At 64.9% G+C, this 25,716-nt stretch carries 26 protein-coding genes; 15 read left to right on the top strand and 11 right to left on the bottom strand.

Going from position 1 to position 25,716, the window contains the following annotated elements; genetic code table 11:
• Positions 1–74 precede the first annotated feature (74 nt).
• Positions 75–1,493 (top strand): multidrug transporter subunit MdtD, encoded by a 1,419-nt coding sequence (gene mdtD, locus M1D44_RS22895; RefSeq protein WP_316852511.1) that lies wholly within the window; start codon positions 75–77, stop codon positions 1,491–1,493.
• A gap of 34 nt (positions 1,494–1,527) precedes the next feature.
• Here mdtD (M1D44_RS22895) and M1D44_RS22890 read toward each other — a convergent pair whose 3' ends face one another.
• The gene (locus tag M1D44_RS22890) at positions 1,528–1,959 is read right to left on the bottom strand and encodes a hypothetical protein (protein ID WP_316852510.1); all 432 of its coding nucleotides are present in this window, start codon (positions 1,957–1,959) and stop codon (positions 1,528–1,530) included.
• A 386-nt stretch (positions 1,960–2,345) separates the two neighbouring features.
• Here M1D44_RS22890 and M1D44_RS22885 point away from each other — a divergent pair, with 386 nt between their 5' ends.
• From M1D44_RS22885 to M1D44_RS22875, 3 genes are all read left to right on the top strand, one after another.
• Positions 2,346–3,446: a branched-chain amino acid aminotransferase gene (locus tag M1D44_RS22885; RefSeq protein WP_045201829.1), complete on the top strand. Its 1,101-nt coding sequence runs from the start codon at positions 2,346–2,348 to the stop codon at positions 3,444–3,446.
• 7 nt (positions 3,447–3,453) lie between these two features.
• Positions 3,454–4,266: an alpha/beta fold hydrolase gene (locus M1D44_RS22880; RefSeq protein ID WP_316852509.1), complete on the top strand. Its 813-nt coding sequence runs from the start codon at positions 3,454–3,456 to the stop codon at positions 4,264–4,266.
• 299 nt (positions 4,267–4,565) lie between these two features.
• On the top strand, positions 4,566–5,729 hold the full coding sequence (locus tag M1D44_RS22875) for an alkane 1-monooxygenase (protein ID WP_024978494.1): 1,164 nt from the start codon (positions 4,566–4,568) through the stop codon (positions 5,727–5,729).
• Positions 5,730–5,737: 8 nt separating this feature from the next.
• Here the strand turns inward: M1D44_RS22875 and M1D44_RS22870 are convergent, their stop codons facing one another.
• The gene (locus M1D44_RS22870) at positions 5,738–6,001 is read right to left on the bottom strand and encodes a cupin domain-containing protein (RefSeq protein ID WP_316852508.1); all 264 of its coding nucleotides are present in this window, start codon (positions 5,999–6,001) and stop codon (positions 5,738–5,740) included.
• A gap of 227 nt (positions 6,002–6,228) precedes the next feature.
• Between M1D44_RS22870 and M1D44_RS22865 the strand changes: the two genes are divergently transcribed.
• The 3 genes from M1D44_RS22865 to M1D44_RS22855 all read left to right on the top strand — a co-directional run bounded on the left by M1D44_RS22865 (position 6,229) and on the right by M1D44_RS22855 (position 8,737).
• Entirely contained in the window at positions 6,229–7,128 is a 900-nt protein-coding gene (locus tag M1D44_RS22865; protein WP_112188342.1) for an AraC family transcriptional regulator, read from the top strand.
• 95 nt (positions 7,129–7,223) lie between these two features.
• Positions 7,224–8,114: an NmrA family NAD(P)-binding protein gene (locus tag M1D44_RS22860; protein WP_316852507.1), complete on the top strand. Its 891-nt coding sequence runs from the start codon at positions 7,224–7,226 to the stop codon at positions 8,112–8,114.
• Between the two features lie 101 nt (positions 8,115–8,215).
• Complete coding sequence (locus tag M1D44_RS22855) at positions 8,216–8,737, top strand: BON domain-containing protein (RefSeq protein WP_316852701.1); 522 nt, start codon at positions 8,216–8,218, stop codon at positions 8,735–8,737.
• A gap of 33 nt (positions 8,738–8,770) precedes the next feature.
• Here M1D44_RS22855 and M1D44_RS22850 read toward each other — a convergent pair whose 3' ends face one another.
• Positions 8,771–9,250, bottom strand: coding sequence for a YbhB/YbcL family Raf kinase inhibitor-like protein (locus M1D44_RS22850; RefSeq protein ID WP_316852506.1), 480 nt, complete (start codon positions 9,248–9,250; stop codon positions 8,771–8,773).
• 233 nt (positions 9,251–9,483) lie between these two features.
• The gene (locus tag M1D44_RS22845) at positions 9,484–9,846 is read right to left on the bottom strand and encodes a DUF1304 domain-containing protein (protein WP_024978500.1); all 363 of its coding nucleotides are present in this window, start codon (positions 9,844–9,846) and stop codon (positions 9,484–9,486) included.
• Positions 9,847–10,030: 184 nt separating this feature from the next.
• Here M1D44_RS22845 and M1D44_RS22840 point away from each other — a divergent pair, with 184 nt between their 5' ends.
• Complete coding sequence (locus M1D44_RS22840) at positions 10,031–10,747, top strand: dienelactone hydrolase family protein (protein ID WP_316852505.1); 717 nt, start codon at positions 10,031–10,033, stop codon at positions 10,745–10,747.
• Between the two features lie 422 nt (positions 10,748–11,169).
• Positions 11,170–11,442, top strand: a complete 273-nt coding sequence (locus tag M1D44_RS22835; protein ID WP_316852504.1) for a hypothetical protein — start codon at positions 11,170–11,172, stop codon at positions 11,440–11,442.
• Positions 11,443–11,465: 23 nt separating this feature from the next.
• On the opposite strand, the gene M1D44_RS22830 is transcribed toward M1D44_RS22835, so the two are convergent.
• Positions 11,466–13,088: an NAD(P)-binding protein gene (locus tag M1D44_RS22830; RefSeq protein ID WP_316852503.1), complete on the bottom strand. Its 1,623-nt coding sequence runs from the start codon at positions 13,086–13,088 to the stop codon at positions 11,466–11,468.
• Between the two features lie 13 nt (positions 13,089–13,101).
• Positions 13,102–14,679 carry a polyamine aminopropyltransferase gene (locus tag M1D44_RS22825; RefSeq protein WP_024978504.1) on the bottom strand — a complete coding sequence of 526 codons (1,578 nt, stop codon included), beginning with the start codon at positions 14,677–14,679 and terminating at the stop codon, positions 13,102–13,104.
• 174 nt (positions 14,680–14,853) lie between these two features.
• Between M1D44_RS22825 and M1D44_RS22820 the strand changes: the two genes are divergently transcribed.
• The 5 genes from M1D44_RS22820 (at position 14,854) to speD (ending at position 18,501) form a co-directional block, all read left to right on the top strand.
• Positions 14,854–15,252 (top strand): DUF350 domain-containing protein, encoded by a 399-nt coding sequence (locus M1D44_RS22820; protein ID WP_012430204.1) that lies wholly within the window; start codon positions 14,854–14,856, stop codon positions 15,250–15,252.
• A 49-nt stretch (positions 15,253–15,301) separates the two neighbouring features.
• Entirely contained in the window at positions 15,302–16,360 is a 1,059-nt protein-coding gene (locus M1D44_RS22815) for an SPFH domain-containing protein (RefSeq protein ID WP_316683208.1), read from the top strand.
• A gap of 88 nt (positions 16,361–16,448) precedes the next feature.
• Complete coding sequence (locus tag M1D44_RS22810) at positions 16,449–17,897, top strand: DUF4178 domain-containing protein (RefSeq protein ID WP_316683207.1); 1,449 nt, start codon at positions 16,449–16,451, stop codon at positions 17,895–17,897.
• Entirely contained in the window at positions 17,894–18,079 is a 186-nt protein-coding gene (locus M1D44_RS22805) for a hypothetical protein (protein WP_024978507.1), read from the top strand. The genes M1D44_RS22810 and M1D44_RS22805 overlap by 4 nt, the downstream gene beginning before the upstream one ends.
• The gene (speD, locus tag M1D44_RS22800) at positions 18,076–18,501 is read left to right on the top strand and encodes an adenosylmethionine decarboxylase (RefSeq protein ID WP_024978508.1); all 426 of its coding nucleotides are present in this window, start codon (positions 18,076–18,078) and stop codon (positions 18,499–18,501) included. The genes M1D44_RS22805 and speD overlap by 4 nt, the downstream gene beginning before the upstream one ends.
• Position 18,502: 1 nt before the next feature.
• Here the strand turns inward: speD and M1D44_RS22795 are convergent, their stop codons facing one another.
• Together M1D44_RS22795 and fumC are read right to left on the bottom strand one after the other, a co-directional pair.
• A complete protein-coding gene (locus M1D44_RS22795; protein ID WP_316852502.1) occupies positions 18,503–19,549 on the bottom strand; it encodes a GGDEF domain-containing protein in 1,047 nt (348 codons plus the stop codon).
• Positions 19,550–19,645: 96 nt separating this feature from the next.
• Positions 19,646–21,031, bottom strand: coding sequence for a class II fumarate hydratase (fumC, locus tag M1D44_RS22790; RefSeq protein WP_439004448.1), 1,386 nt, complete (start codon positions 21,029–21,031; stop codon positions 19,646–19,648).
• A 135-nt stretch (positions 21,032–21,166) separates the two neighbouring features.
• On the opposite strand from fumC, the gene mdtD (M1D44_RS22785) reads away from it, so the two are divergent.
• The gene (gene mdtD, locus M1D44_RS22785) at positions 21,167–22,639 is read left to right on the top strand and encodes a multidrug transporter subunit MdtD (RefSeq protein ID WP_152543736.1); all 1,473 of its coding nucleotides are present in this window, start codon (positions 21,167–21,169) and stop codon (positions 22,637–22,639) included.
• 25 nt (positions 22,640–22,664) lie between these two features.
• On the opposite strand, the gene M1D44_RS22780 is transcribed toward mdtD (M1D44_RS22785), so the two are convergent.
• From M1D44_RS22780 to M1D44_RS22770, 3 genes are all read right to left on the bottom strand, one after another.
• Positions 22,665–24,815, bottom strand: coding sequence for an ATP-dependent helicase (locus M1D44_RS22780; protein WP_316852500.1), 2,151 nt, complete (start codon positions 24,813–24,815; stop codon positions 22,665–22,667).
• Between the two features lie 88 nt (positions 24,816–24,903).
• Positions 24,904–25,212 carry a hypothetical protein gene (locus tag M1D44_RS22775; RefSeq protein ID WP_316683202.1) on the bottom strand — a complete coding sequence of 103 codons (309 nt, stop codon included), beginning with the start codon at positions 25,210–25,212 and terminating at the stop codon, positions 24,904–24,906.
• A 142-nt stretch (positions 25,213–25,354) separates the two neighbouring features.
• Positions 25,355–25,687 (bottom strand): YnfA family protein, encoded by a 333-nt coding sequence (locus M1D44_RS22770; protein ID WP_092972077.1) that lies wholly within the window; start codon positions 25,685–25,687, stop codon positions 25,355–25,357.
• Positions 25,688–25,716 lie beyond the last annotated feature (29 nt).

The raw sequence follows: 25,716 nt of genomic DNA, 5'->3' as shown, positions 1-25,716 counted from the left end.
GTTCCCGATTGGCTATCCGTCGGTAGCATTGCGGGTGATGTCCGGCGCTTTCCGGACAGCATTCCAGGATTCACATGCAGACCGCTTCAACTTCCGCTGCCCCACAGAGCGCCTCGCAGAAGGCCATGCTGTGGATTGTCTTTGCCGGCTTCTTCATGCAGGCGCTGGACACAACGATCGTCAATACCGCGCTGCCCTCCATGGCCCGCAGCCTCGGTGAAAAGCCCCTCGACCTGAAATCGGTGGTGGTGGCCTACACGCTGACCATGGCCATGCTGACGCCAGCATCGGGGTGGCTGGCGGACAAGTTCGGTACGCGGCGCGTGTATTCCACCGCGATCCTGATTTTTGTTCTCGGTTCGGTGTTCTGCGCAACGGCACACACGCTGCCGCAGTTGGTGATCGCACGCGTGCTGCAAGGGATTGGCGGATCGATGCTGTTGCCGATTGGCCGGCTGACGGTGCTGCGCAATATTCCGGGCGAGCAGTACATCGCCGCCTTGGCCTTCGTGTCGGTGGCAGGGCAGGTTGGCCCGCTCCTGGGGCCGGCCCTGGGCGGCTGGCTTGTGCAGGATGTCTCGTGGCACTGGATTTTCCTGATCAACGTGCCGGTGGGTTTCGTGGGTCTGTTTGCGGTACGGCGCTATCTGCCGCAAGACGCCGTGCGCGCCGTGGCGCCATTCGATTGGCTTGGCTGCGGGCTGCTGTCGTTGTGCATGGTGGCCTTCTCGCTGGCGCTCGAAAACGGTGCGCATAGCCCGTGGAGCGTGGCGCTGATCGCCGTGAGCATCGTCAGCGCGCTGCTCTATATTCCGCACGCAAGGCGGCGTGTGGCGCCGCTGTTCCAGCTTGCGCTCTTTCGCGAACCGAACTTCAGCATTGGGCTGATCGGCAACCTGTTCTGCCGCATCGGGTCCGGCGCCGTGCCATTCCTGTTGCCGCTGCTGTTCCAGTTGCAGCTTGGCTATTCGCCGTTCCATTCAGGGTTGCTGCTATTGCCGATTGCCATTGCCGGCATGCTCGCCAAGCGTTGGGTCGTCCCGCTCGTGAACCGGTTCGGATACGACGTGTTTCTCCAGGTCAACACGTGGGTCGTCGGTGTCTCGATTGCCTCGTTTGCGGCCATGTCGCCAGGCTGGCCGCTGGTGCTATCGATCGTGCAACTGTCAGTGTTTGGATGGGCGAATTCGATGCAGTTTGCAGCCATGAATAGCATCACGCTCAAAGGCTTATCGCACCAGGATGCCGGCAGCGGCAACAGCTTGTTCTCGATGGTGCAGATGCTCGCAATCGGGCTGGGGGTATCGATCGGGGGCGGGCTTGTCAGTCTTTTCTCGGTCAAGCTTGGTGTGGCCGCGCCGGCGTATCGGCTGGCGTTCTTCACCATGGGCGTGGTGACCGTGTTTTCTGCGTGGATTTTTCGCAGGCTCGACGCCAAGCCCGCGCCGCTCCATGCCAAGAACGTAGAAGCCAAGCCTGTTCAGGCGCGCTAACGATTGCAAGCGCAGCGCAAAACTGCTGGGCGGATCATCCGCGCATGCGCAGAAGATCGGCGTAAGAGACCAATTTGCGTTTTCCCGTTCCAAGCGTTTTGCGCTTTGACGTTGACCGGCCGGGCTTGCTGCGCTCGAACTTGGCCGCAGCACGTGCGTCTTCCTTGGCATGCACGCTGGCGGACTTCGTTTCCGCCTTGACGCGTTCGGCTTCCAGCCGTGCGGCCACCCGCTCTTCGCGGGCAACTTCCTGTGCTGCCGAGAGGATTTCTGCCTTGAGTTGATCGCGTCGCTGTTTGGCGGCAACGCGGGCGGCCTGCAGTTGCTCCTTCCGTTGCCGGAGCCAGTCTTTTCGGCTCACCGGCGCGGGCCGTGCCTCTGCCGGCACGCTCAGGCGCAATGCCCGGCTGGCAGCGACTTTCTCGGCGGGGATCTGGCGACGCGAATCGCGTTTCGCATCACTCATGGTGCGCAACGCTCCCGGGCGGCACCGTTGTGCCGCCGTGCACCAGCAGAGGATGGCGGGTCATGACATTCATTCCGTCAACCGTACCATAGGGTTTCAAGTCCCGCAGGGAGGATGCCCGCCCATCAAGCCTTCTAGCGCCCGTTCCGGCAGGCGCGCGAATGCCCTGGCGACGGCGCTATTCCGGTGCGGTATTCCCCCTCCGCCAGGCGGCGTCTCGGCCATGGAGCTACGGCGGGTGATGCTCCTGGGCGCTCGTCCAACCGCATTGTTTTTCCGCCGCCTGCAATACCGTATGCGCGTGAATACGCAACCAAATTGCATCGCCGTTGGCGCAAAATAGCGGTTTGGGCATTTTTGTGCCCCCTCGCACTCTTGGAGACGGTATGAACAACGTTGTCGAATCGGCTATTTCGATCGAGAAGCGCCCGAACCCTGTTCCGGCGGAAGAGCGGGCGCGCCTGCTGGAAAACCCAGCTTTCGGCCGCGTCTTCACGGATCACATGGCCACCATCCGCTACACCGAGGGCAAGGGCTGGCACGATGCCAAAATCGGCGCGCATGGCCCGATCCAGTGCGATCCGTCTACGTTGGTGCTGCACTACGCGCAGGAAATCTTCGAGGGCATGAAGGCCTACCGCCTGCCGGACGGCGGCGGTGCGCTGTTCCGCCCGGAGGCGAATGCGCGCCGGTTCCAGAATTCTGCCAAGCGCCTGGCGATGCCCGCGCTGCCGGAAGACCTTTTCTTGCAGGCCGTGCGCGAGCTGGTCAAGCTCGATCGCGACTGGATTCCGTCGGGCCAGGGCTCGTCGCTGTACCTGCGCCCCTTCATGATCGCCACCGAAGTGGTGCTGGGCGTGAAGCCGTCGGCCGAATACCTGTTCTGCGTGATTGCCTGCCCGGTGGGCGCGTACTTCAAGGGCGATGCATCGTCAGGCGTCACCATCTGGGTGTCGGACAACTACACGCGCGCCGCGCCTGGCGGTACGGGCGAGGCCAAGTGCGGCGGCAACTACGCGGCCAGCCTGGTCGCCCAGGCCGAAGCCACCCGCGAGGGCTGCGACCAGGTCGTCTTCCTCGATGCGGTGGAGCGCAAGTGGATTGAAGAACTGGGCGGCATGAACGTGTTCTTCGTCTTCGATGACGGTTCGCTGCAGACGCCGCCGCTTACCGGCACGATCCTGCCCGGCATCACGCGCGATTCGCTGATCACGCTGGCGCGCGGCATGGGTCTGACCGTGCGTGAAGAGCCGTACTCCATCGACCAATGGCAAGCCGACGCGCAAAGCGGCCGCCTGCGCGAAGCCTTTGCCTGCGGCACCGCAGCGGTGGTCACGCCCATCGGCAAGGTCAAGGGCCACAAGCACAACTTCACCATCGGCGATGGCAAGGCGGGCGAGCTGACGACCAAGCTGAAGGCGGCGTTGGTTGATCTGCAGAACGGCCGCGCACCGGACCCGCACGGCTGGCTCGACCGCCTGTTCTGACACCGCGATGGCTGAGTCGCTTTCAGCGCTTTCGGTGGATGGCGCCGAGGCATGGATCACCACACCCGATGGCCGTCTCCATGCCCGGCACTGGGGCGGCCCGGTTGACGATGCCGCCAAACCGCCCATCGTGCTGCTGCATGATTCCCTCGGCTGCGTGGCGCTGTGGCGTGATTTTCCGCAGCACCTGGCGCAGTCGACCGGGCATGCGGTCATCGCCTACGACCGGCTTGGCTTCGGCCGATCCGACGCCTTTGCGGGCCAGCTCGATCCGGGCTTCATTCAGCAGGAAGCGTACGGTGGCTTTGCCGCGCTGACCGAGCAGCTTGGCGTGGACCGCTTCATCGTCTTCGGTCACAGCGTCGGCGGTGGGATGGCCGTGTCGATTGCGGCGGCGTATCCGGGCCGCTGCGCGGGTTTGATCACCGAGTCGGCGCAGGCGTTCGTGGAAGAGCAGACGCGCGAGGGCATCCGCGTCGCTCAGGCACAGTTTGCCGAGCCCGGCCAGATGGGCCGGCTGGAGCGCTATCACGGTAGCAAGGCGCAATGGGTGCTGGATGCGTGGGTCAACACGTGGTTGTCTCCGGCATTTGCGCAGTGGTGCCTTGACGACTCGCTGCTTGCCGTGCGCAGCCCCGTGCTGGCGCTGCATGGCACCGAAGATGAGTACGGCTCGACTGCGCAGCCCGAGCGCATCGTCACGCTGGCCGGTGCACCCGCCACGCTCAAGCTCGTGCAGCGTTGCGGGCACGTGCCGCATCGGGAGCAGGAGGCAGCTGTGCTGGATGCGGTCAACGCGTTCCTCCCCACATTGGCCTGATCCGCATTGCCCGCCGGCGCCTTCGGGGCTGGCATCAACGGTTGTTGTGAGTCTCCGTTCAGGTGCGCCGCACCAAAATCGAACGACCGTTTTTAAATCGTCCGTTTCAATCGACTGCTTTTTTCCCGCCTCCAGAGGGCCGCGCGGCGGCCGCTTTGTTTGGAGTTTTGCGCCTAGTTTCTGGCATTGGTCTCTCCTCCTGCTGCGCCTATAACGCAAGCGTCGGGCACGACCCCGGCGGCGCACGCATGTGCGTACACAAGCCAAGCCACCCAGCGGGGCAAAACAGGAGGAAGACAATGGCAACACCCGGCATGGTCGCGTCCGTGGAATGGACCGACGGCAAGCGCTATCTCTGGATGCTCGGCGCGCTGACTATCACGCTACCCATCATCGCAGCCGTTTCGGCGCTTGCGACGGGCTGGCATCCGCTCTGGTGGGCGGGGCCGTTCATCGTGTTCACGATCATTCCGCTGCTCGATTTCCTGATCGGCGACGACCGTGAAAACCCGCCCGAAGAAGTCGTCCCGACGCTGGAAAAACAGCGCTACTACCGCCGTATCGTCTACCTGGCGACCACCGTGCTCTACGTGAGCTTTGCGGTGGCGATGTGGGTGCTGCGCACGTATGACCTTGCCTGGTACGACTACCTTGCGTTCGCGTTTTCGGTGGGTGTGGTGACGGGCATCTCGATCAACACCGCGCACGAGCTGGGCCACAAGACAGACCGTTTCGAGCGGTGGCTCGCGAAGATCACGCTGGCACCGGTCGCCTACGGGCACTTCTATGTGGAGCACAACCGCGGCCACCACGTGCGCGTGGCCACGCCGGCCGATCCGGCAAGTGCGCGCTATGGCGAGTCGTTCTGGGAGTTTCTGCCGCGCACGGTGGTGGGCAGCGTCAAATCGGCGTGGGCATTGGAGAAACGCCGGCTGGAGCAGCATGGCCACTCGGTCTGGTCATGGCGCAACGATGTGCTCAACGCCTGGGCGATGACGGTGGTGCTGTGGGGCGTGTGCATCGCGTTTGTCGGGCTCAAGGCGGTGCCGTTCCTGATCATCCAGGCCATCTACGGCGCGTCGCTGCTGGAGGTGGTGAACTACCTGGAGCACTACGGCCTATGCCGCCAGCAATTGCCCAGCGGCCGCTACGAGCGATGCACGCCGCAACATTCGTGGAACAGCAACCATGTGGTGACGAACCTGTTCCTGTATCAACTGCAGCGACATGCCGATCACCACGCCAACCCGACGCGGTCATTCCAGGCGCTGCGGCATTTCGAGCACTCGCCGCAACTGCCCGCCGGTTATGCCGCGATGATCCTGGTCGCCTATGTGCCGCCGCTGTGGTTCCGCATGATGAACCCGCGCGTGGTGGCGCACTACAAAGGCAACATGTCGCTGGCGAATATCAAACCGTCGATTCGCGACAAGGTGCTCGCGCAGTATCCGGCGCGCGCCTGATCTGCGGCCTAGCGCCGAGCGACCAGATACTGCACACCCAGCGGCCCGTAGCGCTCGGTGTGCGGTGCGTTGGCTGCCAGATGGAATGTGTCGCCGGGCCGGTAGACGCGCTCGGCGCCGCTTGAGTGGATATGAATTTCCCCTGCCAGGATGAGTGCTTTCGCCTCGAACGCGTGCGTGTGCGTGTCCAGCTCGCCCGCGTCTCGCGTAACGAGGACAAACTCGGTAAAGCCCTCCGCCCTCAGTGCGCTGACGAATGCGTCGCGATCCATTGGCGTGTCTCCTTGTGGTCGGTGCCACTGTTTCACCATAAGCGTAGGGCACCGAAATAAAAAGACGGCCCGGAGGCCGTCGGAAATTCGGCTGTGGGGAAGCCAAATCCAACGTTGGCAAGTATCTGGCTATCGATATCTGAAATCGAGTTGAACTTTGTTATGGCAACGATAGCGCGCCGTATGGGCGCAGAATGTCGAGGCGCCCGCGAACCTCCGCCCTTGCCATGAACGCCGTCACGCCTGCCGCCTTGCTTGAACCCGCCTCCGTCAGCCTGCGCTCCAGCGAGGGGCTCGGCTGGGACGGCTTTGCCGGAACGCTGCTTGGCATTCGCCCCGGCACGTATCGGGTGCCCGCCATGGCGCATCACCGCGTCACCGTGCATGTCGGCGCACCTGTGCGGACGAACTGCGTTTGCGACGGCCGCCGTTATTCGGGCATCCAGGCCCACGGCGATGCGAACGTGATTCCCGCCGGCCTGCCCGGCATGTGGACGGACGATGCCGACTGCCGGATTCTGCGGATCGCCATCACCGACACGTTTGTACGCAGCATTGGCGAACAGGTGGGCGCACCGGCAGACATTACGCCGCGTCTGCAATGGCGCGATGCGCGCGTGCATCATCTTGCCGCTGCGCTGGGGGCCGAACTGGAGGCGGAAGACACCTCCGATGCGTTGTATGCGGAAAGCCTGTGCACGGCATTGGTGGTCCGTCTACTCAACAGCAGTCGGGATGTGGCTGCCGGGGCGGCCAACAGCGCTCGCACGCTGGCGCCCCGCGTGGCTGCACGCGTGATCGACTACATCGAAGCCCACCTGCACCAGCGCCTGATGCTGGCCGAACTGGCGGCGCAGGCCGGCTTGAGCGTGCCGCATTTCAACGTGCTGTTTCGTGCAACGCTGGGCGTGCCGGTACATCGCTATGTCGTGCAACGCCGTGTGGAACGCGCGAAAGCGCTGCTGTTGGAAGGCCGCTGCAGCGCATCGCAGATCGCGCTCGAGGTCGGCTTCGCACACCAAAGCCACATGACGCAGTGGATGCAACGGCTGCTCGGTGTGGGCCCGCGTGACATCGCGCGCGCGGGCAAGGCGGCGGCTGGTTCTGTGGACAGGCTGGCCGTGTAGCCAACCCTCCGAATCTGCCAGATTCCTCCGTTCCTGCAAGTCGGGTTTGCAGGGCCGCCCTAAGCTCGTGCCTCCCACTTGAGAGGAGCGCGAACATGTTTGTCATCTTTGGGGCGTCGGGCAAAGTTGGCCGCGCCACCGCTACGGCACTACGCAATGCGGGTCGGCCAGTGCGCGCGGTGGTGCGCCATGTCCGGCAAGGCGAGGCGCTGGCCAAACTCGGCTGCGACATTGCGATTGCTGACCTGACAGATCCAGCCTCGGTTGCATCGGCCATCAAGGGCGCCACGGCCGTGCAGATCCTGTGTCCGGTGCCGGTGCGTGATGCGGACCCAGCGTCGACCATGGAGCGCATGATCGACGTGGCCGCTGATGCGCTGCGTGCCAACCCGCCCTCGGCTGTCCTGGCCCTGTCGGACTACGGCGCAGAACTGGACCGGGGCACTGGCCTGACGCGTCTGTTTCATCTGCTGGAAGAGCGGCTTAAGCCGCTGGCGACGCACCTGACGCTGCTGCGTTCAGCAGAGCACGCGCAGAACTGGGCGGCGATGCTGCCCGTCATGCTGGCAACAGGACGGCTGCCGAGCCTGCATCAACCGCTGGACCGCGCGTTTGCGACTGTCGCCACGCAAGACGTTGGTGCGCTGGCAGCCGAGCTGCTGCTGGAAGGACGATCGGACAAGACGCCGCGCATCGTCAGCGTGGAGGGCCCGCGTCGCGTGAGCCTGGTCGACGTGGCACGCGCATTCAGCGCCGTCGTCGGCCGCGAGATTGTTGCCGATGCACTGCCGCGCACCGCCTGGGCGCCGATGCTGCAACGCGCCGGCCTGAGCGCGAACCATGTGCAGCTCATCACCGAACTGTACGACGCGGTCAACGCCGGGCAGATCGACGTGGAGAAGGGCGTGTCGGAGCAGCGTTTCGGCAAGACCGAGCTGCACGATGTGTTTGCCTCGATGCTCGCGGCGCATGTGAGGTCGAGATAGCTTGGGGAGTTGTCCGGGCGTCTGGTTGGCGCGGCACTTTGCGCCTATCCTTCGCAGCATTGCTCAAGCCGAAGCCCCGTGCGGGCGAGGAGGCCACCGTGATGATTTCCGCACGCTGCCTTGCCGTGGCGCTGCTGCTGGCCGCGCTGGCCACCCACGCTGAAGACGACCTGCAGAACCGCGGTCACGACCCGTTCTTCCAGATATCGTCAGGCGTAGCCAACTGCCCGGAACCCGCCGGCCCGCGCATCACCGAGGCGGAATGGAAGCGCGATTCTCACCACCGCATCGAGCATGGCAACCATTGCTGGCTGGAAGGCCGGTGCCGCTTGCCCAACGCGTTTTCTTACGACGACGAGATTGCAGAGACGGCGAAGCGGCGCCTGCAATGGATGTCCATCCATGTGCCGGGATGGAAGCAGAACACCACGCTGTGGGTGACGATATGGCAGCGGTGGATGCTGGTGCAGGGCTGCGTGGCGCCGGGCTATGCGTTGACGCCGTTCATGACCGCCCTGCATGACGTGCCCGATGTCGAACGCTTCATCAATGAGACGACGGCCCACCCGGAGAGGGGCGTGCCGTATGCGCTGTTTCGCAAGGCCGCGGTTGCCAAACCTTGAAAAACGGGCCGCCTCACATCCTGACGAATCGGCTCAGTGGTCGTGCTTCTGATAGGTGCCGACAAGTTCGGCTTCAGCCAGCACATGGCCGCGCATGGCCCGCTCCAACTCGGCCTTGGTAGGTGCGCCAAGCTCCGGCAGTTCGACGTTCAGCGCGTAGAGCTTGTGGTAGTAGCGATGGCGCCCTACGGGCGGGCAGGGGCCGCCGTATGCGGTGCGCTTCCAGTCGTTGTTGCCGGAGCGTGCGCCGGGAGGCAGCCCCTTGCGTGACGCGTCTTCCGCCAGTGAAGTGGTGGCGGGCGGGATGTTGTAGAGCACCCAGTGGACCCACGTCATCCTTGGTGCAGCGGGGTCGGGTGCGTCAGGGTCATCGACGACCAGTGCCAGGCTGCGTGTGCCGGCCGGAGCGCCGGTCCACGCAAGCGGCGGCGATGTATCCGCGCCTTCACATGTGAGGCGGCTGGGGATTTCGCTGCCGGCGGTAAAGGCCGGCGAGGTCAAGGTGAGCGTCATGGCGTTCCTCACTTGAGCTGAGACGGGCGGGCCACACAGCAGGGTTGCCAGCAGTGACGCCCGGCCCAGCATTCGGAGTGTTCGGCAGTATGCAGGCGGCATGTGCGAAGACCCGGTTGGCGAGAGCGCATCGTCTAACGCGCTCCCGACTCCTTTCAAGCTAGTGCGCAGCGGAGCGGCAGACAAGCACTGCCGCCGTCGCTTCAGCACCCATCGCCCATCGCCCATCGCCCTCAGGCGAACCACCCCAGCACCAACGCCGCCACAGCCGGCACCGTCTGCACGAAAAGAATCCGCTTGTTGACGGTGATGGCGCCCCAGATGCCGGCCACCGCCACACAGATCAGCCCGAACAGCGCGAAGGACGCGTTGACGGTCGGGTCTGGCGCCACCAGCCCAATCACCAGCGCAGCCACCAGAAAACCGTTGTACAGGCCCTGGTTGGACGCCATGGCTGCGGTTTCAGCGGCTTTCTCGGGCGTCATGCCGAAGACCTTGGGCCCGCGCGTCTTCCAGAGCACCATTTCGAGCACAACGATATAGACGTGGATCAGCAGCACCAGCAGGTAGGCGATGAGGCCGAGGGTTTTGATCATGGGAGGCAATCAGGATGTGAACGTGCCGCCATGATAGAGACTTTGTGCCGCGTATCGGCACCCTGATAGAGGGGTATCGGCAGGGCAGAGGCGCACGCAGCCCATTCCCGCTGACGCGCCGCCAGCAAATTTCATCTGGCAGGACTATCCTGTGCGTTTTCGTTCCAGGCAGAGGAGCCATCGCATGACTGCATCGCAAGGATCCATGATCTCGTTCAAGCGCCCAGACGGGCAGGACGTCCAGGGCTATCTGGCCAAGCCCGCCAAGGCGGAAGGCGCCCCGGGCATCGTCGTCATCCAGGAGTGGTGGGGCTTGAACGACCAGATTCGCGGCGTGGCGGACCGCCTCGCGCGCGCGGGTTACGTGGCCCTGGTGCCCGATCTCTACCGCGGCAAGATGACGGTAGAAGAGGAGGAAGCCCACCACCTGATGACCAACCTGAATTTTGGCGACGCGGCTACGCAGGACGTGCGCGGCGCCGTCCAATACCTCAAGCAGACCTGCGGCCGCGTGGGCGTGACGGGCTACTGCATGGGCGGCGCGCTGACACTGCTGACGCTGTGCAACGTGCCGGAAGCGGATGCCGGCGTGGTGTGGTACGGCTACCCTCCGCTGGAATACATCGACGCCTCGAAGATCAAGGTGCCGGTGCAGGGGCACTGGGGCACGCAGGACAACGCCTTCAAGATCGAGGGCGTTGATGCGCTGGAAAAGAAGCTCGTCGATGCCGGCGTTGATGTGGACTTCCACCGCTATCTCGCGCACCACGCTTTCGCCAATGAAACGGCCGTGGGCGAGAACCGCATCGCCATCACGCAGTACGACCCGGTGTGGGCCGAACATGCGTGGGACCGCGCGCTGACGTTCTTCGGCCGCACGCTCTGGCCGCGTCAGGCGTAAGCGCTGCCCGACGTGCGGGTTTGGCGGTAAGGCGCGATCACGAAATGCTGCAAACTGGCACGTGGTCTGCGCCGTTGCCGCCGCTATAATTCACGGCGCTGCCGCACCAACGGCAGCTGGGTTTCGCAGCCTATCCTTTTCCGTATGGCCGGACGGCCGCCTTGCGCGGCTTTTTTACGTCCGCGCTCGCGCACGCCTGCTCCACGGCGGGCCGGGCAGGGAGACCGAAAGGTCTGCCGGCGTCCTACGGGCCGGTCTGCGAACCCTGTCGTCGGGCCCGCCACCCTCGTTCGCAGCGAAACGTCGGGCCTTTTGCAATCCGTAGGAGGCTCCATGACTGTTGTATCCAGCGGGCGTCGCCCCGCGTCTTTTCCTTCTCCACCTCGGCTGTATCCCGTTCCGTTGCGAGCCGGGAGCCGCCCATGACACTCACCAAACGCCGCGTCTACCTTGACGGTGCGCTGGAAGCGCGAACTTTCCTCTGTCGAACGCAGGCCTATGTGCGCGAGTTCGGGCAGCATCGGCCGCGCCTGTTGCGACAGCAACTGATGCAGTACACCGGCAGCGCATATCCGCCCGCATTTGCGCGCAGGTTTGTCGACATGATCGGAGCGTATCTATCGCTGGCGCTTGAGCGCAGCGATATCGATCCGGCCACGTGGGAACTGATGGCCGAGGTTGAACGGTTGCGCTAGATGCCCTGCGGCGGCGCTAGCAATCAGCCACCGAGGATGCGCCGCGCCGCCCGATCTCCCCACCACGCCGCTTCTTCAAAGACGGAATAGCCGGACAGGTCCGCATGCGCGTAGTGGATCGGCCCGGCGCTCTCACGCAGGCGCGCAATGCCCGGTCGGGAGAGAAAGCCCGGTGTAGGAATCGCCATCGCGTGGCCGCGCAGCGTCAGGTCTGCGCGGCGGATCTGCGTGCGCAGGCGAATGCCGTATACCGTATCGAGATCGGCCAGCGCGCGATCGAGCAGCGCTTGCGGTGACGCTTTCAGCAGCCACTCACGTGCCGCCTTGGGCGACATGTCCGACAGCGCCACGTAGGCCGTGAATACGCTCTGCGCAGGCGGGCCGACGCGAATGTCCTGGTGATTAGCCACCACATAACCCAGGCCGGTGCCGCGATAGACCACGTTGTCCCACGCCAGCGGCGTGTCGTCGTGTTCGGGCGGAAAGCCATCGATGAGCAGGTTCGCGAGCAGCCACGGCGCGGCTTCGGGCAACTCGGCGGCGGGCACATCAAAGCCCTCGACGATGTGTTTGGCAACATGCAGCGGCATCGCGCTGACAATGTGGTCGGCCAGCAGGCGCACAACGCGGCCGTCTGCCTGCAGCACATCGGCGAAGACGCGTGCGCCGGCTTCGTTCGTCGTGCCGATGCGCGCGGCGCTGCCCGGTAGCAAGCGGCCCGGTTCGTTCAATCCGGCGGCTTTGAACAGCCGCTCGGCCATCCAGTCCAGCCCTTCCGGCCACGTGAGCACGGTGCCTTGCTCGGCGTTGCTCGCCATGCCGCCGCGGCTGGCGAAGTACGCAATGCCGGCCCAGGCGGAAACATGATCGGCCGTGGCGCCGTAATCGTCGCGGCAGCAATAGTCGGCATACCAGTGCAACGTGGCGGCGTGGTAGCCCTCGCGGTGCAGCCAGTCGCGGAAGGTGAGTGCATCGAGCGCCCGCCATGCCGGGTCTGCGGACGAGAGCGCTGTCGGCACGGCAAAGATGCGACGGCCGTCGGCGCCCTTGGTCTGGCGCAGGCTGTCGATCTGGGCGAAGAAGCGGGTGTGCTCGGCGCGCTCATCGGGCGTGATGCCTTCATGCGGCACGAAGCCGTCTTGCCAGCGATTGCCGAGCCACAGGCGTTCATCGGGGGCATGCACGAGCGCGCGTTCGTCGTACGTCGGGCGCAGCGCAAATGGGTTGCGCTCGATCACGCCAAAGTCGGCCAGCATCTCGCGCACGTGCGTCGATTCCATCGACGGCAGCGGCAGGTAATGCGCACCGGTCGGGAACCGCTGCGCACCGAACGCACCGCCTGCGGCATTGCCATAGCGCTCCGGGCCTTCCACGACCACCACGTCGTGCCGCCCGCTTTTTGCCAGCCGCCAAGCGCAGCTCAATCCGCCGATGCCGCTACCGCAGATGGCCACGCCCACGCGGCGCGTTTCCGACGGCGCAGGCAACGCGCGCAAGTCGCGCAATCGATGACCCGCCGCCTGACCCGGCATGCGCACGTTGGGCGTGATTTCCGTAAACGCCCGAAAGCCCGCCCACGAAGCGGCACCCGCCGCGGCCACACCGGCCGCAGCTGCGCCCACCAGAAAGCTGCGTCTGCTGTTCATGATGTGCCGGTCATCAGCGCAGCACGCCGTGCCAGTCTTCCTCGAAATACCGCACCAGCGATTGGTTGTTCAGCCGGTTCGGCTCCACCTGCGGGCGCGGCATGTCGGGCGCGAAGCTGAACATCTGGTGCGTGGTGTCGGCATCCAGGAAGCGTGTCGGCACGCGGTACGACGTGGGCGGCTGGAAATCCGCGCGGCCGGGTGCGGCCAGGATGAAGCCCCATTCACCAAAGGACGGCACGAGCGCGTGGTACGGCCACGTGCGATAGCCGGCTTCCTTCAAAGTCGCATCCACGCACCAGTACGAACGTGGCGCGAAATACGGTGACGTCGCTTGAATGACGACCAAGCCCGTATCCGCCACATGGCGCGACAGCAGCCGATAGAACGGCACCGAATACAGCTTGCCGATGCTGAAGTTCGACGGGTCTGGAAAATCCACGATGGCGACGTCGAACATGTCGGTAGCGGTCTGCATCCATTGCGCGGCATCGGCGTTGACCACCGTCACGCGCGGGTCGCTGAACGCATGCTGATTGAGCGCGACCAGCGCTTCCGCGTGCGAGAACAGGTTCGTCATGCGCGGGTCCAGGTCAACCAGCGTGACGTGCTCAATCTGCGGGTACTTCAGGATCTGCCGCAGCGCGAGGCCGTCGCCACCGCCCAGCACCAGCACGCGCCGCGCACCCCGCACCGATTCCAGCGCGGGCAGCACCAGCGCCTCGTGATAACGGTATTCGTCGCGCGACGAAAATTGCAGGTTGCCGTTGATGTACAGCCGCAGGTCGTCTTTCCAGCGCGTCACCACCAGCCGCTGATACGGCGACGAAATCGCGTGGATGATCTCGTCGCCAAAGAGCGCACGTTCAGACCAGTGCGTGAGCTTGTCCGATGCGCCAAAGCCCGCGAGCAATGCCGCTGCCACTGCGCCTGCGCGCCACGCCATTGCCGTGCGCATGCGGGCCGTGAGCGCCAGCTCGGCGCGGAAGTGCCAGAGCGTCCAGACCGCAATCGCCGTATTGAACAGGCCGAAGAGGAAGCCGGTACGCACCAGCCCCAGGCGTGGCGCCAGCACCAGCGGAAAGAGCAGGGACACCGCCAGCGCGCCCAGGTAATCGAACGTCAGCACGCGGCTGACGAGATCGGAGAACTTTGCCTGGCGCCGATGCAGCATGCGCATCACCAGCGGGATCTCCATGCCGACCAGCACGCCGATCACCATCACCAGCGCATACAGCACCAGCCGGAACGGGGCCGATTCCAGCGCAAACAACGCGAACAGAGCTGCAGCGGATACGCCGCCGAACAGCCCGACCAGCAATTCCAGATCGACAAAGCGGGCGAGCAGCGCGTCATCCGCCACGTAGCGCGAGAGCCACGAGCCGATCCCCATCGCAAATAGATAGGCACCGATGATGGAAGAGAACTGCAGGATGGAATCACCCAGCAGATACGAAGCCAATGCCCCGGCAATCAATTCGTAAGCGAGCCCGCACGAGGCGACCACGAAGACGGCGAGGACCAGCAAGGCATTGCCGCGGCCCGCAGGCTGCGTGGGTTCGTATGTGGCGTCAGGCTGCGGCGTCGACATGCTGCGAAGTGGAAAATGAAGGTGCGTTAACAAACGGCGGATGCCAAGGCGAGCGCGATTGTGCCGCCTTTTTTCCCTGCCTGCGAGCCGGCTGGTGCATGGCCGCATCGGGGGGTACGCAAGCGGCGCATCAGCCGCTATAGTGACGCCACCTATGTACTGCACGGCCTTCCCATGCCCGACATGACCGCTCCCGTGATCGCCTACGCCTCGCACCTGCTGGCAGGCGCCGTGGTGTTCTCCGGCTTCTTTTTCGTCTATCTGCGCCTGACGCCGTATGACGAGTTCAAGCTGATCCGTGAAGGCAATATTGCGGCGGCGCTGTCGCTGTCCGGTGCGCTGCTCGGCTTCGTGCTCACCATTGCGTCGAGCATCACGCATGCCGATGGCCTGGTGCCCTTTCTGTTCTGGGCGGTGATGGCGTCGGTGGTGCAATTGATCGTCTTTCTGGTGCTCACGCGGCTGATGCCGGACTACCGCCTGCAGATCGAGCACAACAATATCGCCGCCGGTATGCTGTTTGGCGTGAGCGCGCTGGCCGTGGGCGTGATCAACGCGGCGTGCCTGTCCTGACCTTGTTCTGATTGTTCCTGCCCCGCGAATCATCGCGAAGGAGTTTGCTGTGAGCCTGTCCAGTTTCATCAAGAAGCAGTTCATCGACATCCTGCAATGGACGGAGAGCGAAGATGGCGTGCTTGCCTGGCGCTATCCGATGCAGGACATGGAAATCCAGAACGGCGGCACCCTGGTCGTGCGCGACTCGCAGATGGCGATGTTCGTCAACGAAGGCCAGATCGCCGACGTGTTCAGTGCCGGCACCTTCAAGCTGACCACGCAGACGCTGCCCGTTCTCACGTACCTGAAGAACTGGGACAAGCTGTTCGAGTCCCCCTTCAAGTCCGATGTCTATTACTTCAGCACGCGCCAGCAACTCGGCCGCCGCTGGGGCACGCCGCAGCCGGTGACGGTGCGCGACAAGGATTTCGGCATGGTGCGCCTGCGCGCCTTTGGCGTGTATGCCTACCACGTGGCCGATCCGAAGCTGTTCTACCAGCAGGTGAGCGGCACGCGCGACATCTACACCGTGGATGAAGTCGAGGCGCAGCTTGGCCCCGTCATCATGGGGGCGATGGCCACCGCCTTTGGCGAATCCGGCGTGCCGTTCCTGGACCTGGCCGCCAACCAGATGCTGATGTCGAACAAGGTGCGCGAGGCGCTGCTCCCGCAGTTCACGCAGTACGGCCTGGCGCTCGACAGCTTCCAGGTGTCCAGTGTGACGCTGCCAGATGAGTTGCAGGCCGCGCTGGATCGCCGCATCAGCATGGACATGACCGGCGACATGCAGCGCTTCACGCAATACCAGACGGCCGAATCGCTGCCGCTGGCCGCGCGCAACGAGGGCGGCATCGCCGGCACGGGCGCGGGTTTGGCGGCAGGGTTGGCGATGGGCCAGGCGATGGCCGACAGCCTGCGCACGGCGGTGCAAGGCAACGCAGGTGGTGCGGCCGCGCCGGCGGCTCAACCTGCGGCTGCGGCACCTGCAGCCCCAGCGGCTCCAGCAGCGGATGATCCGACCGCACGCCTGGCCAAACTCAAGGAATTGCTCGACAAGGGCCTCATCACGCAAGCTGACTTTGATGCCGGCAAGGCTGCCGTGCTCAAGGCACTGACCGGAGGCTGAGCTTCGGCCCCGCTGATCGGATGACCGGGCGGCACCGCAAGCCGCCCGTTTTTCTGCGCAATTTTTCGCGCAATCGAACGACCTGACCATGTTTCATGCCAACTGCCCGGCGTGTGGCGCGCCGGTGGAACTGAAGTCTGCGGCTGCCGTCATGGCGGTGTGCAGCTTCTGCAAAAGCACGCTGCTGCGCGACGGCGAGACGCTGTCCGACATCGGCAAGATGTCTGCCGTGCTGGAGGACTACGCACGCGTGCAGATCGGTACCACCGGGCGCTACAAGAACAAGGCGTTCACAGTCGTCGGGCGCATCCAGTTGCGTTACGACGCGGGTTTCTGGAACGAGTGGTACGTGCTGTTTGACGACGGCACCGATGGCTGGCTCGCAGAAGCGTCGGGGCAGGTCACGATGACGTTCGCGCGAGGCACGCCGGCCAATGCGGTGGCATTCGAGGCGCTGCGCCCCGGCCAGCTCTACGACGCCGAGGGCACGCAATTCACGCTGTCCGACGTGCGCGAGGCCGATTGCACAGGCGGTCAGGGGGAATTGCCGTTCCGCGTGGGTGAGGGCTGGCATGCGCGCGTGGCCGACGGGCGTCGCGAAGACGCTTTCATCACGCTGGATTACTCCGACGGCACGGCCCCCACGCTCTACGTGGGTGAAGCCACCACGCTCGACGTGCTCAAGTGTCAGCTTCTGCGTACCGACGCCGAGATCAAGGAAACCGCCGGCCGCGTCCCGCGCAAGCTCACGAATCTCGATTGCCCGCAGTGCGGCACGTCGATTCCGTTCAGCCCCGGCCTGACGGGCCACGTGCTGTGCCCCGGCTGCGGCGCCGCCATCGATGCGGCCACGCCGCGCGGCGACATCATTGCGCGCGCACGCTCGGTGCCGCAGGTGGCCACCACGTTGGAGCTGGGCGACAAGGCGCTCATCGACGGCCAGCAGTGGCAGGTGATCGGCGTGATGCGCCGCGCGGTGGTCGACGGCGGCGGCGAATGGTTCGAATACCTGCTGTACACGCCCAAGCGCGGTTTCAGCTGGATGGTCGAAACCGATGACGGCTGGTTCCGCGCGAGTGTGCTCGACCGCTGGCCCACCCGGAAGGACGGCCGCACCGCGGTGCTCGACGGCAAGGTCTACGCCCGCGACGAGGACTACACCTCGCGCGTGACCTACGCCGCTGGCGCCTTCAACTGGCGCGTTCAGGCTGGTGACCAGACGCGTGTTGTCGAATACACCGCGGGCCAGGAAAGCCTGGCTGCAGAGAGCGACGCGCATGAACTGACGTGGTCCAAAAGCACGCCGGTGAGCGCTGCGCAGATCAAGGCCTGGTTCGGCAAGGTCGTGCCCGAGCCGGCCAAGGCATCGTCGACGAACTACATGACGGTGGCTGTGGTCGCCTGCGTATTGCTCGGTTTGCTGAACCTCGTACCGTTCTTCATGGCGCCGGGTTCGGTGTTCGGTATCACGTTCTTCGCGGCACTGCTGTTGCTGGTGCCCGCGTGGCTGGTTGCCAAGATCGGGGGCGGTGAATGAAGAACTGGTTCGTTCTCTACGCCGTGGCCGTGGTGATTGGCGCGACCTATATGGATTGGAAGGCCGGCTTTACCGCGCCGCGCACGCCGTCGTACGGCAGCAGCACGGGCGGCTCGTCTTACTGGGGCGGCTCGTCGGGCGGCAGCGGTTATGGCGGCGGCTTTAGCGGGGGCCACAAGTGACGCGCACTGACGCAGCGCTTTCAGTGGAGGAAGCATCCGCCGCCGTGGGTGAGCATCTTCTGCTCGATCTGTACGGCGTGGCGCCTGCGTTGCTGCGCGATGCCGCTGCACTGGAAGCCGCGCTGCGCGATGCTGCCGACGCGCTCGGCGCCACGATCCTGCATGCGCATCTGCATCGTTTCGATTCCGTGCGCACGGGGTTGTCCGCTGGCGAGCAAGGCGGCGTGACCGGCGTGTTGCTGCTTGCTGAATCGCATCTTTCCATTCACACGTGGCCCGAGCACGGCTTTGCGGCCATCGACGCGTTCATGTGCGGCACTGGCACGACGCATGCCGCGCGCGCGGTGTTCGAGCGTGCGTTGGCGCCGGAACGTGTTGACGTGCGCGTCGCCCGCCGCGGCGGCGAGCCGGCCCCGAATTGATTTACACCGGCTGGCCGTCGAATATCACGCGATTGCGCCCCAGCCGTTTGGCAGCCAGCAGCGCGGCATCGGCACGCATGATGAGGTCTGTGGGTGTGCAGAGGTTGCGCCCCGGCTCGCAGCTCGCCAGGCCCAGGCTGATGGTGCAGCGGATGGGGCCCTCCAGTGTGGCAATCTCCAGAGCCTCCACCGCGCTGCGCAAGCGCTCCGCAATGCTGGTGGCCTGCAGGGTGGCCGTATCGGGCAGCACCACCAGGAATTCTTCGCCGCCGTAGCGGCCCACCGAGTCGATGGGGCGCGAATTCACCCGCAGCGTGCGTGCGATCTCAATCAAGACCGCATCGCCTGCGGGATGGCCGTAGGTATCGTTCACGCGCTTGAAGTGGTCAACGTCCACCACCAGCAATGAAAGGGGCTGCCTATGCAGCATCGCGTGGCCGCATTCGCGCGCGAGCAGTTCCATTGCGGCGCGCCGGTTCCAGATGCTCAGCATCGGATCGGTCAGGCTCTCATGGCGCGCGACCTGCAGCTCGGTCAGGATGGACCGCTGCGTTTCGCTCAGTTCGCGTTCGCGAAAACCCGATTCCACCCAACTGGCCAAGTCGTTGAGCAGTTCTTGCTCGGCCTGGCCAAATGCGCGGGGCTTCTGGTCGATCACGCAGAGCGTGCCGACGGCGTAGCCCGCGAGGTTCCTGACGGGCCGCCCGGCATAGAAGCGGATGTGCGGCGCGCCGGTAACGAGCGGGTTATCGGCAAAGCGGGGGTCTGCCATGGTGTCGGGAATGACCAGCATCTGGTCTTCGGCCACGGCATGTCCGCAGAACGAGATGTCGCGCGGGGTCTCGCGCACGCTCAGACCGATGCACGATTTGAACCACTGGCGCTGGGCGTCGATGAGCGACACGAGCACCGTGGGGGCGTCAAACACCCGCTTGGTTGTGCGCGTGACGCGGTCGAACAGTTCCTCATCCGGCGTGGACAGCAACAGCATGTCCTGGAGGGAGGCCAGACGTTGTGCTTCGTTATCCGGAATGGGGGCGGGTTTCATGCGCAGGTGGGCGCCGGTCGGGCCGGCGCGCTTGAAACGGGCAATGGGAGAGGGATCGCCCACGCATAGCAAGCCGCAGGCCCGCCATACATCACGTTAGCGGCCGACCATGTTCTCTGGCCGCACCCACGCATCGAACTGCTCGGGCGTGACATAGCCCAGCGCCAGAGCGGCTTCGCGCAGGCTCGTGCCTTCCTTGTGCGCCTTCTTGGCGATCTGCGCCGATTTGTCGTAACCGATATGCGGGTTGAGCGCCGTCACCAGCATCAGAGAGCGCTGCACCAACTCGTCGATACGGTCGCGGTTCGGCTCGATTCCCACCGCGCAATGGTCGTTGAAGCTGCGCATGCCGTCGGCCAGCAGGCGCACGCTGTGCAGGAAGTTGTAGGCGATCATCGGGCGGAACACGTTCAGTTCGAAGTTGCCCGACGCGCCGCCGATGTTCACTGCAACGTCGTTGCCGAAGACCTGTGCACACAGCATCGTTACGGCTTCGCTCTGCGTGGGGTTGACCTTGCCCGGCATGATGGACGAGCCCGGCTCGTTTTCGGGAATGGAGATCTCGCCCAGCCCGCTGCGTGGGCCGCTGGCCAGCCAACGGATGTCGTTGGCAATCTTGGTGAGGCTGGCGGCCAGCGTTTTCAGCGCGCCGTGCGCATGCACGAGGCCGTCGGCCGATGCCATGGTCTCGAACTTGTTCGGCGAGGTGATGAAGGGCAGGCCGGTCAGTTGCGCCAGTTCTGCCGCCACCTGTTCTGCGTAGCCGCTGGGGGCGTTCAATCCCGTGCCGACGGCCGTGCCGCCCAGCGCCAGTTCGCACAGGTGGGGCAGGGCGGCGTTCAGGTGCGTCTCGTTGTGCTGCAACTGCGCGACGTAGCCGGAGAACTCCTGGCCCAGCGTGAGCGGCGTCGCGTCCTGCAGATGCGTGCGGCCGATCTTGATGATGTCGTTGAAGTCCTCGGCTTTCTTGGCGAGCGTCTCGCGCAGCGTGCGCAGCGAGGGCAGCAGGTGCTGGGTGATGGCCGCCACGGCCGCCACGTGCATTGCCGTGGGGAACACGTCGTTGGACGACTGGCTGCGGTTCACGTCATCGTTCGGATGCACGAGGCGCGCTTCGCCACGCTCGCCGCCGAGCAGTTCACTGGCGCGGTTGGCTAGCACCTCGTTCATGTTCATGTTGGTTTGCGTGCCCGAGCCCGTTTGCCAGACCACCAGCGGAAATTCATTCGGGTGCTTGCCGGCGATGACTTCATCGGCTGCACCCACGATGGCGTTGGCTTTCTCCGCGGGCAGCAGCCCGAGCCGCTGGTTGACGACGGCGCTGGCACGTTTGATGCGAGCGAGCGCGTCGATCAGCTCGCGCGGCATGCGGTCGCCGGCAATGTCGAAGTTCTGCAGCGAGCGTTGCGTTTGTGCGCCCCACAGGTGGTCGGCAGGGACTTCAATGGGGCCAAAAGTGTCGCGTTCGGTACGGGTGGTCATGGCAGAAGGAAAGGCACGAGGTGACTGGGATGAACGCTCCAGTATAGGCAGAGCCCAGTGCCCTTGTTGGCGGTAGGGCGGATACGTCTGCTCGGCCCGGTACAGCGTTTGCGGGCTCGGGCGAGGCACGCCACAATGACGGCTGCCTCGCACACCGTGCTGCCCCTGCCCCGCCACATGCCCGCCACGCCCTCCGCCTCCGTCGACAAATCGCTGAAACCGCTCCTCTGGCTGGTGGCGATGGGTCTGTTCATGCAGACGCTCGATTCCACCATCGTCAACACCGCGCTGCCGGCGATGGCGCGCAGCCTGTCGGAAAGCCCGCTGAAGATGCAGTCGGTCATCATCGCGTACACGCTGACGACCGCCATGCTGATGCCGGCTTCAGGCTGGCTGGCCGATCGCTTTGGCACGCGAAAGATGTTCTTCGCCGCGATCTTCCTGTTCACCATTGGTTCCTTGCTCTGCGCGGAATCACGCAGCCTCGACATGCTGATTGCCTCGCGCGTGGTGCAGGGTGTGGGCGGCGCGCTGTTGATGCCTGTGGGGCGGCTGACGGTGCTGCGCGTGGTGCCGCGCGAGCAGTTCTTGCCCGCCATGAGTTTCGTCACCATCCCGGGGCTGATCGGCCCGCTGATCGGCCCGACCTTGGGGGGCTGGCTGGTGGAGGCGGTGTCGTGGCACTGGATCTTCCTGATCAACATTCCCGTGGGCGTGATCGGTGCGCTCGTCACGCTCAAGGTGATGCCCGATGTGCACGCTGAAGATGACAACGGTTTCGACTGGTCCGGCTACCTGATGCTGGCCTTCGGCATGGCAGCGGTGTCGTTCTCGCTCGACGGGCTCTCGGAACTGGGCTTCCAGCACGCGACGGTGCTGGTGCTGCTGGTCTTCGGCCTGGCCGCGCTCACGGCGTACTGGCTGCACGCGGGGCGCGTGGCCGGGCCGCTCTTTCCGCGCACGCTGTTCGGCATTCCGAGCTTTTCCATTGGTGTGCTGGGCAACCTGTTTGCGCGCATCGGCAGCGGCGGGATGCCGTTCCTCATTCCACTGCTGCTGCAGGTGAGCCTGGGGTACACGCCACTGCAGGCCGGGCTGATGATGGTGCCGGTGGCCGCTGCCGGCATGGCCGCCAAGCCGTTGGGCACGTGGGCCATCAAGCGCTATGGCTATCGCCGCATGCTCTCTGTCAACACGGTCATGGTCGGCCTGATGATGGCCAGCTTTGCCGTGATGACGCCCAATGTGCCGGTGTGGTTGCGCATCGTGCAATTGGCGGTGTTCGGCACGTTCAATTCGATGCAGTTCACGGCCATGAACACGCTCACGCTCAAAGACCTGAGCGGCCCGCTGGCCAGCGCGGGCAACAGCATGCTCTCGATGGTGATGATGCTGTCGATGAGTCTGGGTGTGGCCGCAGCGGGCGCGTTGCTCACGGGCTTTACCGACTTCACCGCCGGGCCGGAAGGGCGCGACACGCTGGCTGCATTCCACAAGACGTTCGTCTGCGTGGGCGTCATGACCTGCGCGGCCGCGTGGATCTTCGCGCAGCTCTCGCGCTTCGAGTCAACGCACGTCGTCAAGCGGCCCGAGATGGAAGTGCATTGATTGCGCGCTTCGGCCGCCGCGCTGGCTACTTTTTCCAGTAGCCGCGCATCTTCTGGCTCAGGTCTACCTTGGCTGCGGCACGCGCTTCTGCCGCAGGGTCCGCGCCGGGCTCCGGTTCCGGCCATGCACACGCTTCGAACATCGGCAGCAGCGCAGGCGGAATGAACCGCGTGCGCGACGCGTAGATGTGCCGATCGCCATTGGGTGTTTGCTGCGTGACGTAGAAGCGCTGGGGCACCAGGATGTCCAGGTGCTCGCGCGCACGGGTCATCGCCACGTAGAGCAGCCGGCGTTCTTCTTCCAGTTCTTCATGCGAACCGGCGCCCAGATCGGCCGGCATGCAGCCGTCCACGGCGTTCAGCACATACACCGCCTTCCACTCCTGGCCTTTCGATGAGTGGATGGTCGAGAGGATCAGGTAGTCCTCATCGCGGTACGGGTCGCCCGATTCATCGCTGGTCAGCTCGGGCGGGTCGAGTGTCATCTCGGTCAGGAAGCGCTCGCGCGTGGCGTACGTGGCGGCCATGCGGGCGAGCTGATCCAGATCGCCCTGGCGCACGGCTGCGTCGTCGTGCAGGCGTTCCATGTGCGGCGCGTACCAGGCGCCTACGGCTTCGAGTTCGCCGGCCCATTGCAGGCTGTCTTTGGGCGCGCGCAGGGTTTGCATGAGCGCGATCAGCGTAGACCAGTCGCCGGCCAGGCGTGCCGGTGGCTCGTAGGCAAGCAGCGCGGCAATCGGGTCCACCGCTTCGGCCATGGCGTCGAGCACGCGTGCCGCCGTGGCAGGGCCCGCACCCGGCAGCAGCTGGATCACGCGAAACCCGGCGATGCGGTTGCGCGGGTTCTCGGCCCAGCGCAGCACCGAAAGCACATCCTTCACATGCGCGGCTTCCAGAAACTTGAGGCCGCCGTATTTCACGAACGGGATGTTGCGGCGCGTGAGCTCGATCTCCAGCGGCGCGCTGTGGCTCGCGGTGCGAAACAGCACCGCCTGCGATTTCAGCGTCAGCCCACCTTCCCGGTGATGCAGCACCTGCTCGGCCACGCAACGCGCCTGCTCGGCTTCATCGCGCACCGAAATCAAACGCGGACGATGCGTCGATGCGCGGTCCGTCCACAACGTCTTGGCAAAGCGCTCCATTGCGAAGCGCATCACGCCGTTGGAGGCATCCAGAATCGGCTGCGTCGAACGGTAATTGCGCTCCAGCAGCACCGTGTGCGCGGGCCGCGAAAAGTGGCGCGGAAAGTCGAGGATGTTGCGCACCGTCGCCGCGCGAAATGCGTAGATCGATTGCGCGTCGTCGCCCACCACGGTAACGCCGCGGCCGTCGGGTCGCAGCGCACGCAGGATGGACGACTGCAGCCGGTTCGTGTCCTGGTATTCGTCGACGAGGATGTGGTCGAAGCGTGCGCCAATCTCGGCCGCCAGTTCCGCGTCGGACACCATCGCGTGCCAGTAGAGCAGCAGGTCGTCGTAATCGAGCACATGCTGCGCCTGCTTGGCTTCGACATACGCATCGAACAACGTGCGCAACTGCGTTTCCCACATCGCGCACCACGGGAAGTGGTGCTTGAGCACGGCGTTCAGCGGGCTCTCGGCGTTGATGGCGCGCGAATAGATCGCGATGCACGTCTGCTTGAGCGGGAAGCGGCGCTCCTTGGTCGACAGGTTCAGCTCATGGCGCACGACGTTGAGCAGATCGGCCGAGTCGCTGCGGTCATGGATGGTGAAATCGGGCGCGAGGCCGACGCGCTCGGCGTATTCACGCAGCAGGCGCGCGCCGATGCCGTGGAAGGTACCGGCCCAGGGCAGGGTGGTTTTGTACGAAGTGCCAGCCGAATTAAGGGCGTTGTTTGATCGCTCGCCCTGCATGGTGCGCGCCAGCAGGTGGCCGGCGCGGTTGGACAGCTCGCTCGCCGCCCGGCGGGAGAACGTCAGCAGCAGGATGCGTTGCGGATCGGCCCCGTTGGCTACCAGATGCGCCACGCGCCAGCCCAGCGTGTGCGTCTTGCCGGACCCAGCACCGGCCAGCACGAGGAGCGGCCCGGTTTCCGCCGCGTCCGCCCCGGAAATACCGAACTCGACCGCCTGGCGCTGCTGGTCGTTCAGTTGGGCCAGGTAACCGGGGCTGGCCGGGGCATTGGCGGTGTCTGGGGTGGAGGAGGCGGCAAGCACGGCAGGGCGTCACAAAAAATAACTGTATGAATATACAGCACTGTGTCGCCTGCTTTCGGAAAGTGAGGGCGGTGAATGGAGGAGACGATCAGATCCCGTCCCGCAGCGTCTTCGCGAAATCCTGCGGTGAAGCCCGCCGGTTGACGGCCTCCACCAGGTCCGCCAGGAACCAGGGCAGCACGAGCTGCGTGCCCGGATCACTCAGACCGACGCGTAGCCGGTCAGGAGAGGCCGGTTCGGCGGCTTTGGCGGGTTGGATCGGCTGGCTGTGCGCGAGCATCCCCTGCAAGTCCTGATCGGTGAACGTGAAGGTCGACGTGGTTAGGGCCGAAGCGGACATTGCTGCCGACATCAGCGTGGCGGCCACGACAAGGTGTTTGAGGGTGTTGGCAGGCATCGTGGCCTCCAGAACAGAACGGTTGGGTGAGTAGGTGACCGGCGCGCAGCGCGATGGCCGCAGCCATGATCCCCCCTCCGATCCTGGCGGTGGCTTAGGGTTCCGTTTCGCTCAGGAAAACCTAAATATCTGCGCAATTCGATCAGTTGGCCTGCGGTTGCAGGGCGATCACCGCCATGCCCGTCAGCGCAATGGCCGCGCCGCCGATGTCCCAGCGCGTGAGCGTCACCCCGTCGACCAGGCGCAGCCACACCAGCGCCACGGCGATATACATGCCGCCGTATGCGGCATAGGTGCGGCCGGCTGCGGTCGGGTGCAGCGTCAGCAACCACGCAAACAGCGCCAGCGAGGCGGCCGCCGGCAGTAAGAGCCAGACCGGCTTGCCCTGCCGCAGCACGAGCCAGGGCAGATAGCAACCGACGATTTCCGCCACGGCGGTGACGGCAAACAGCATGGCAATGCGAAGCAGTTCCAAAGCGGGCCCCGAAGCAATCAAAACGCGGA

It is taken from the genome of Ralstonia sp. SA306, from assembly GCF_054792405.1.
This window is presented reverse-complemented; position numbering and strand designations above follow the sequence as displayed.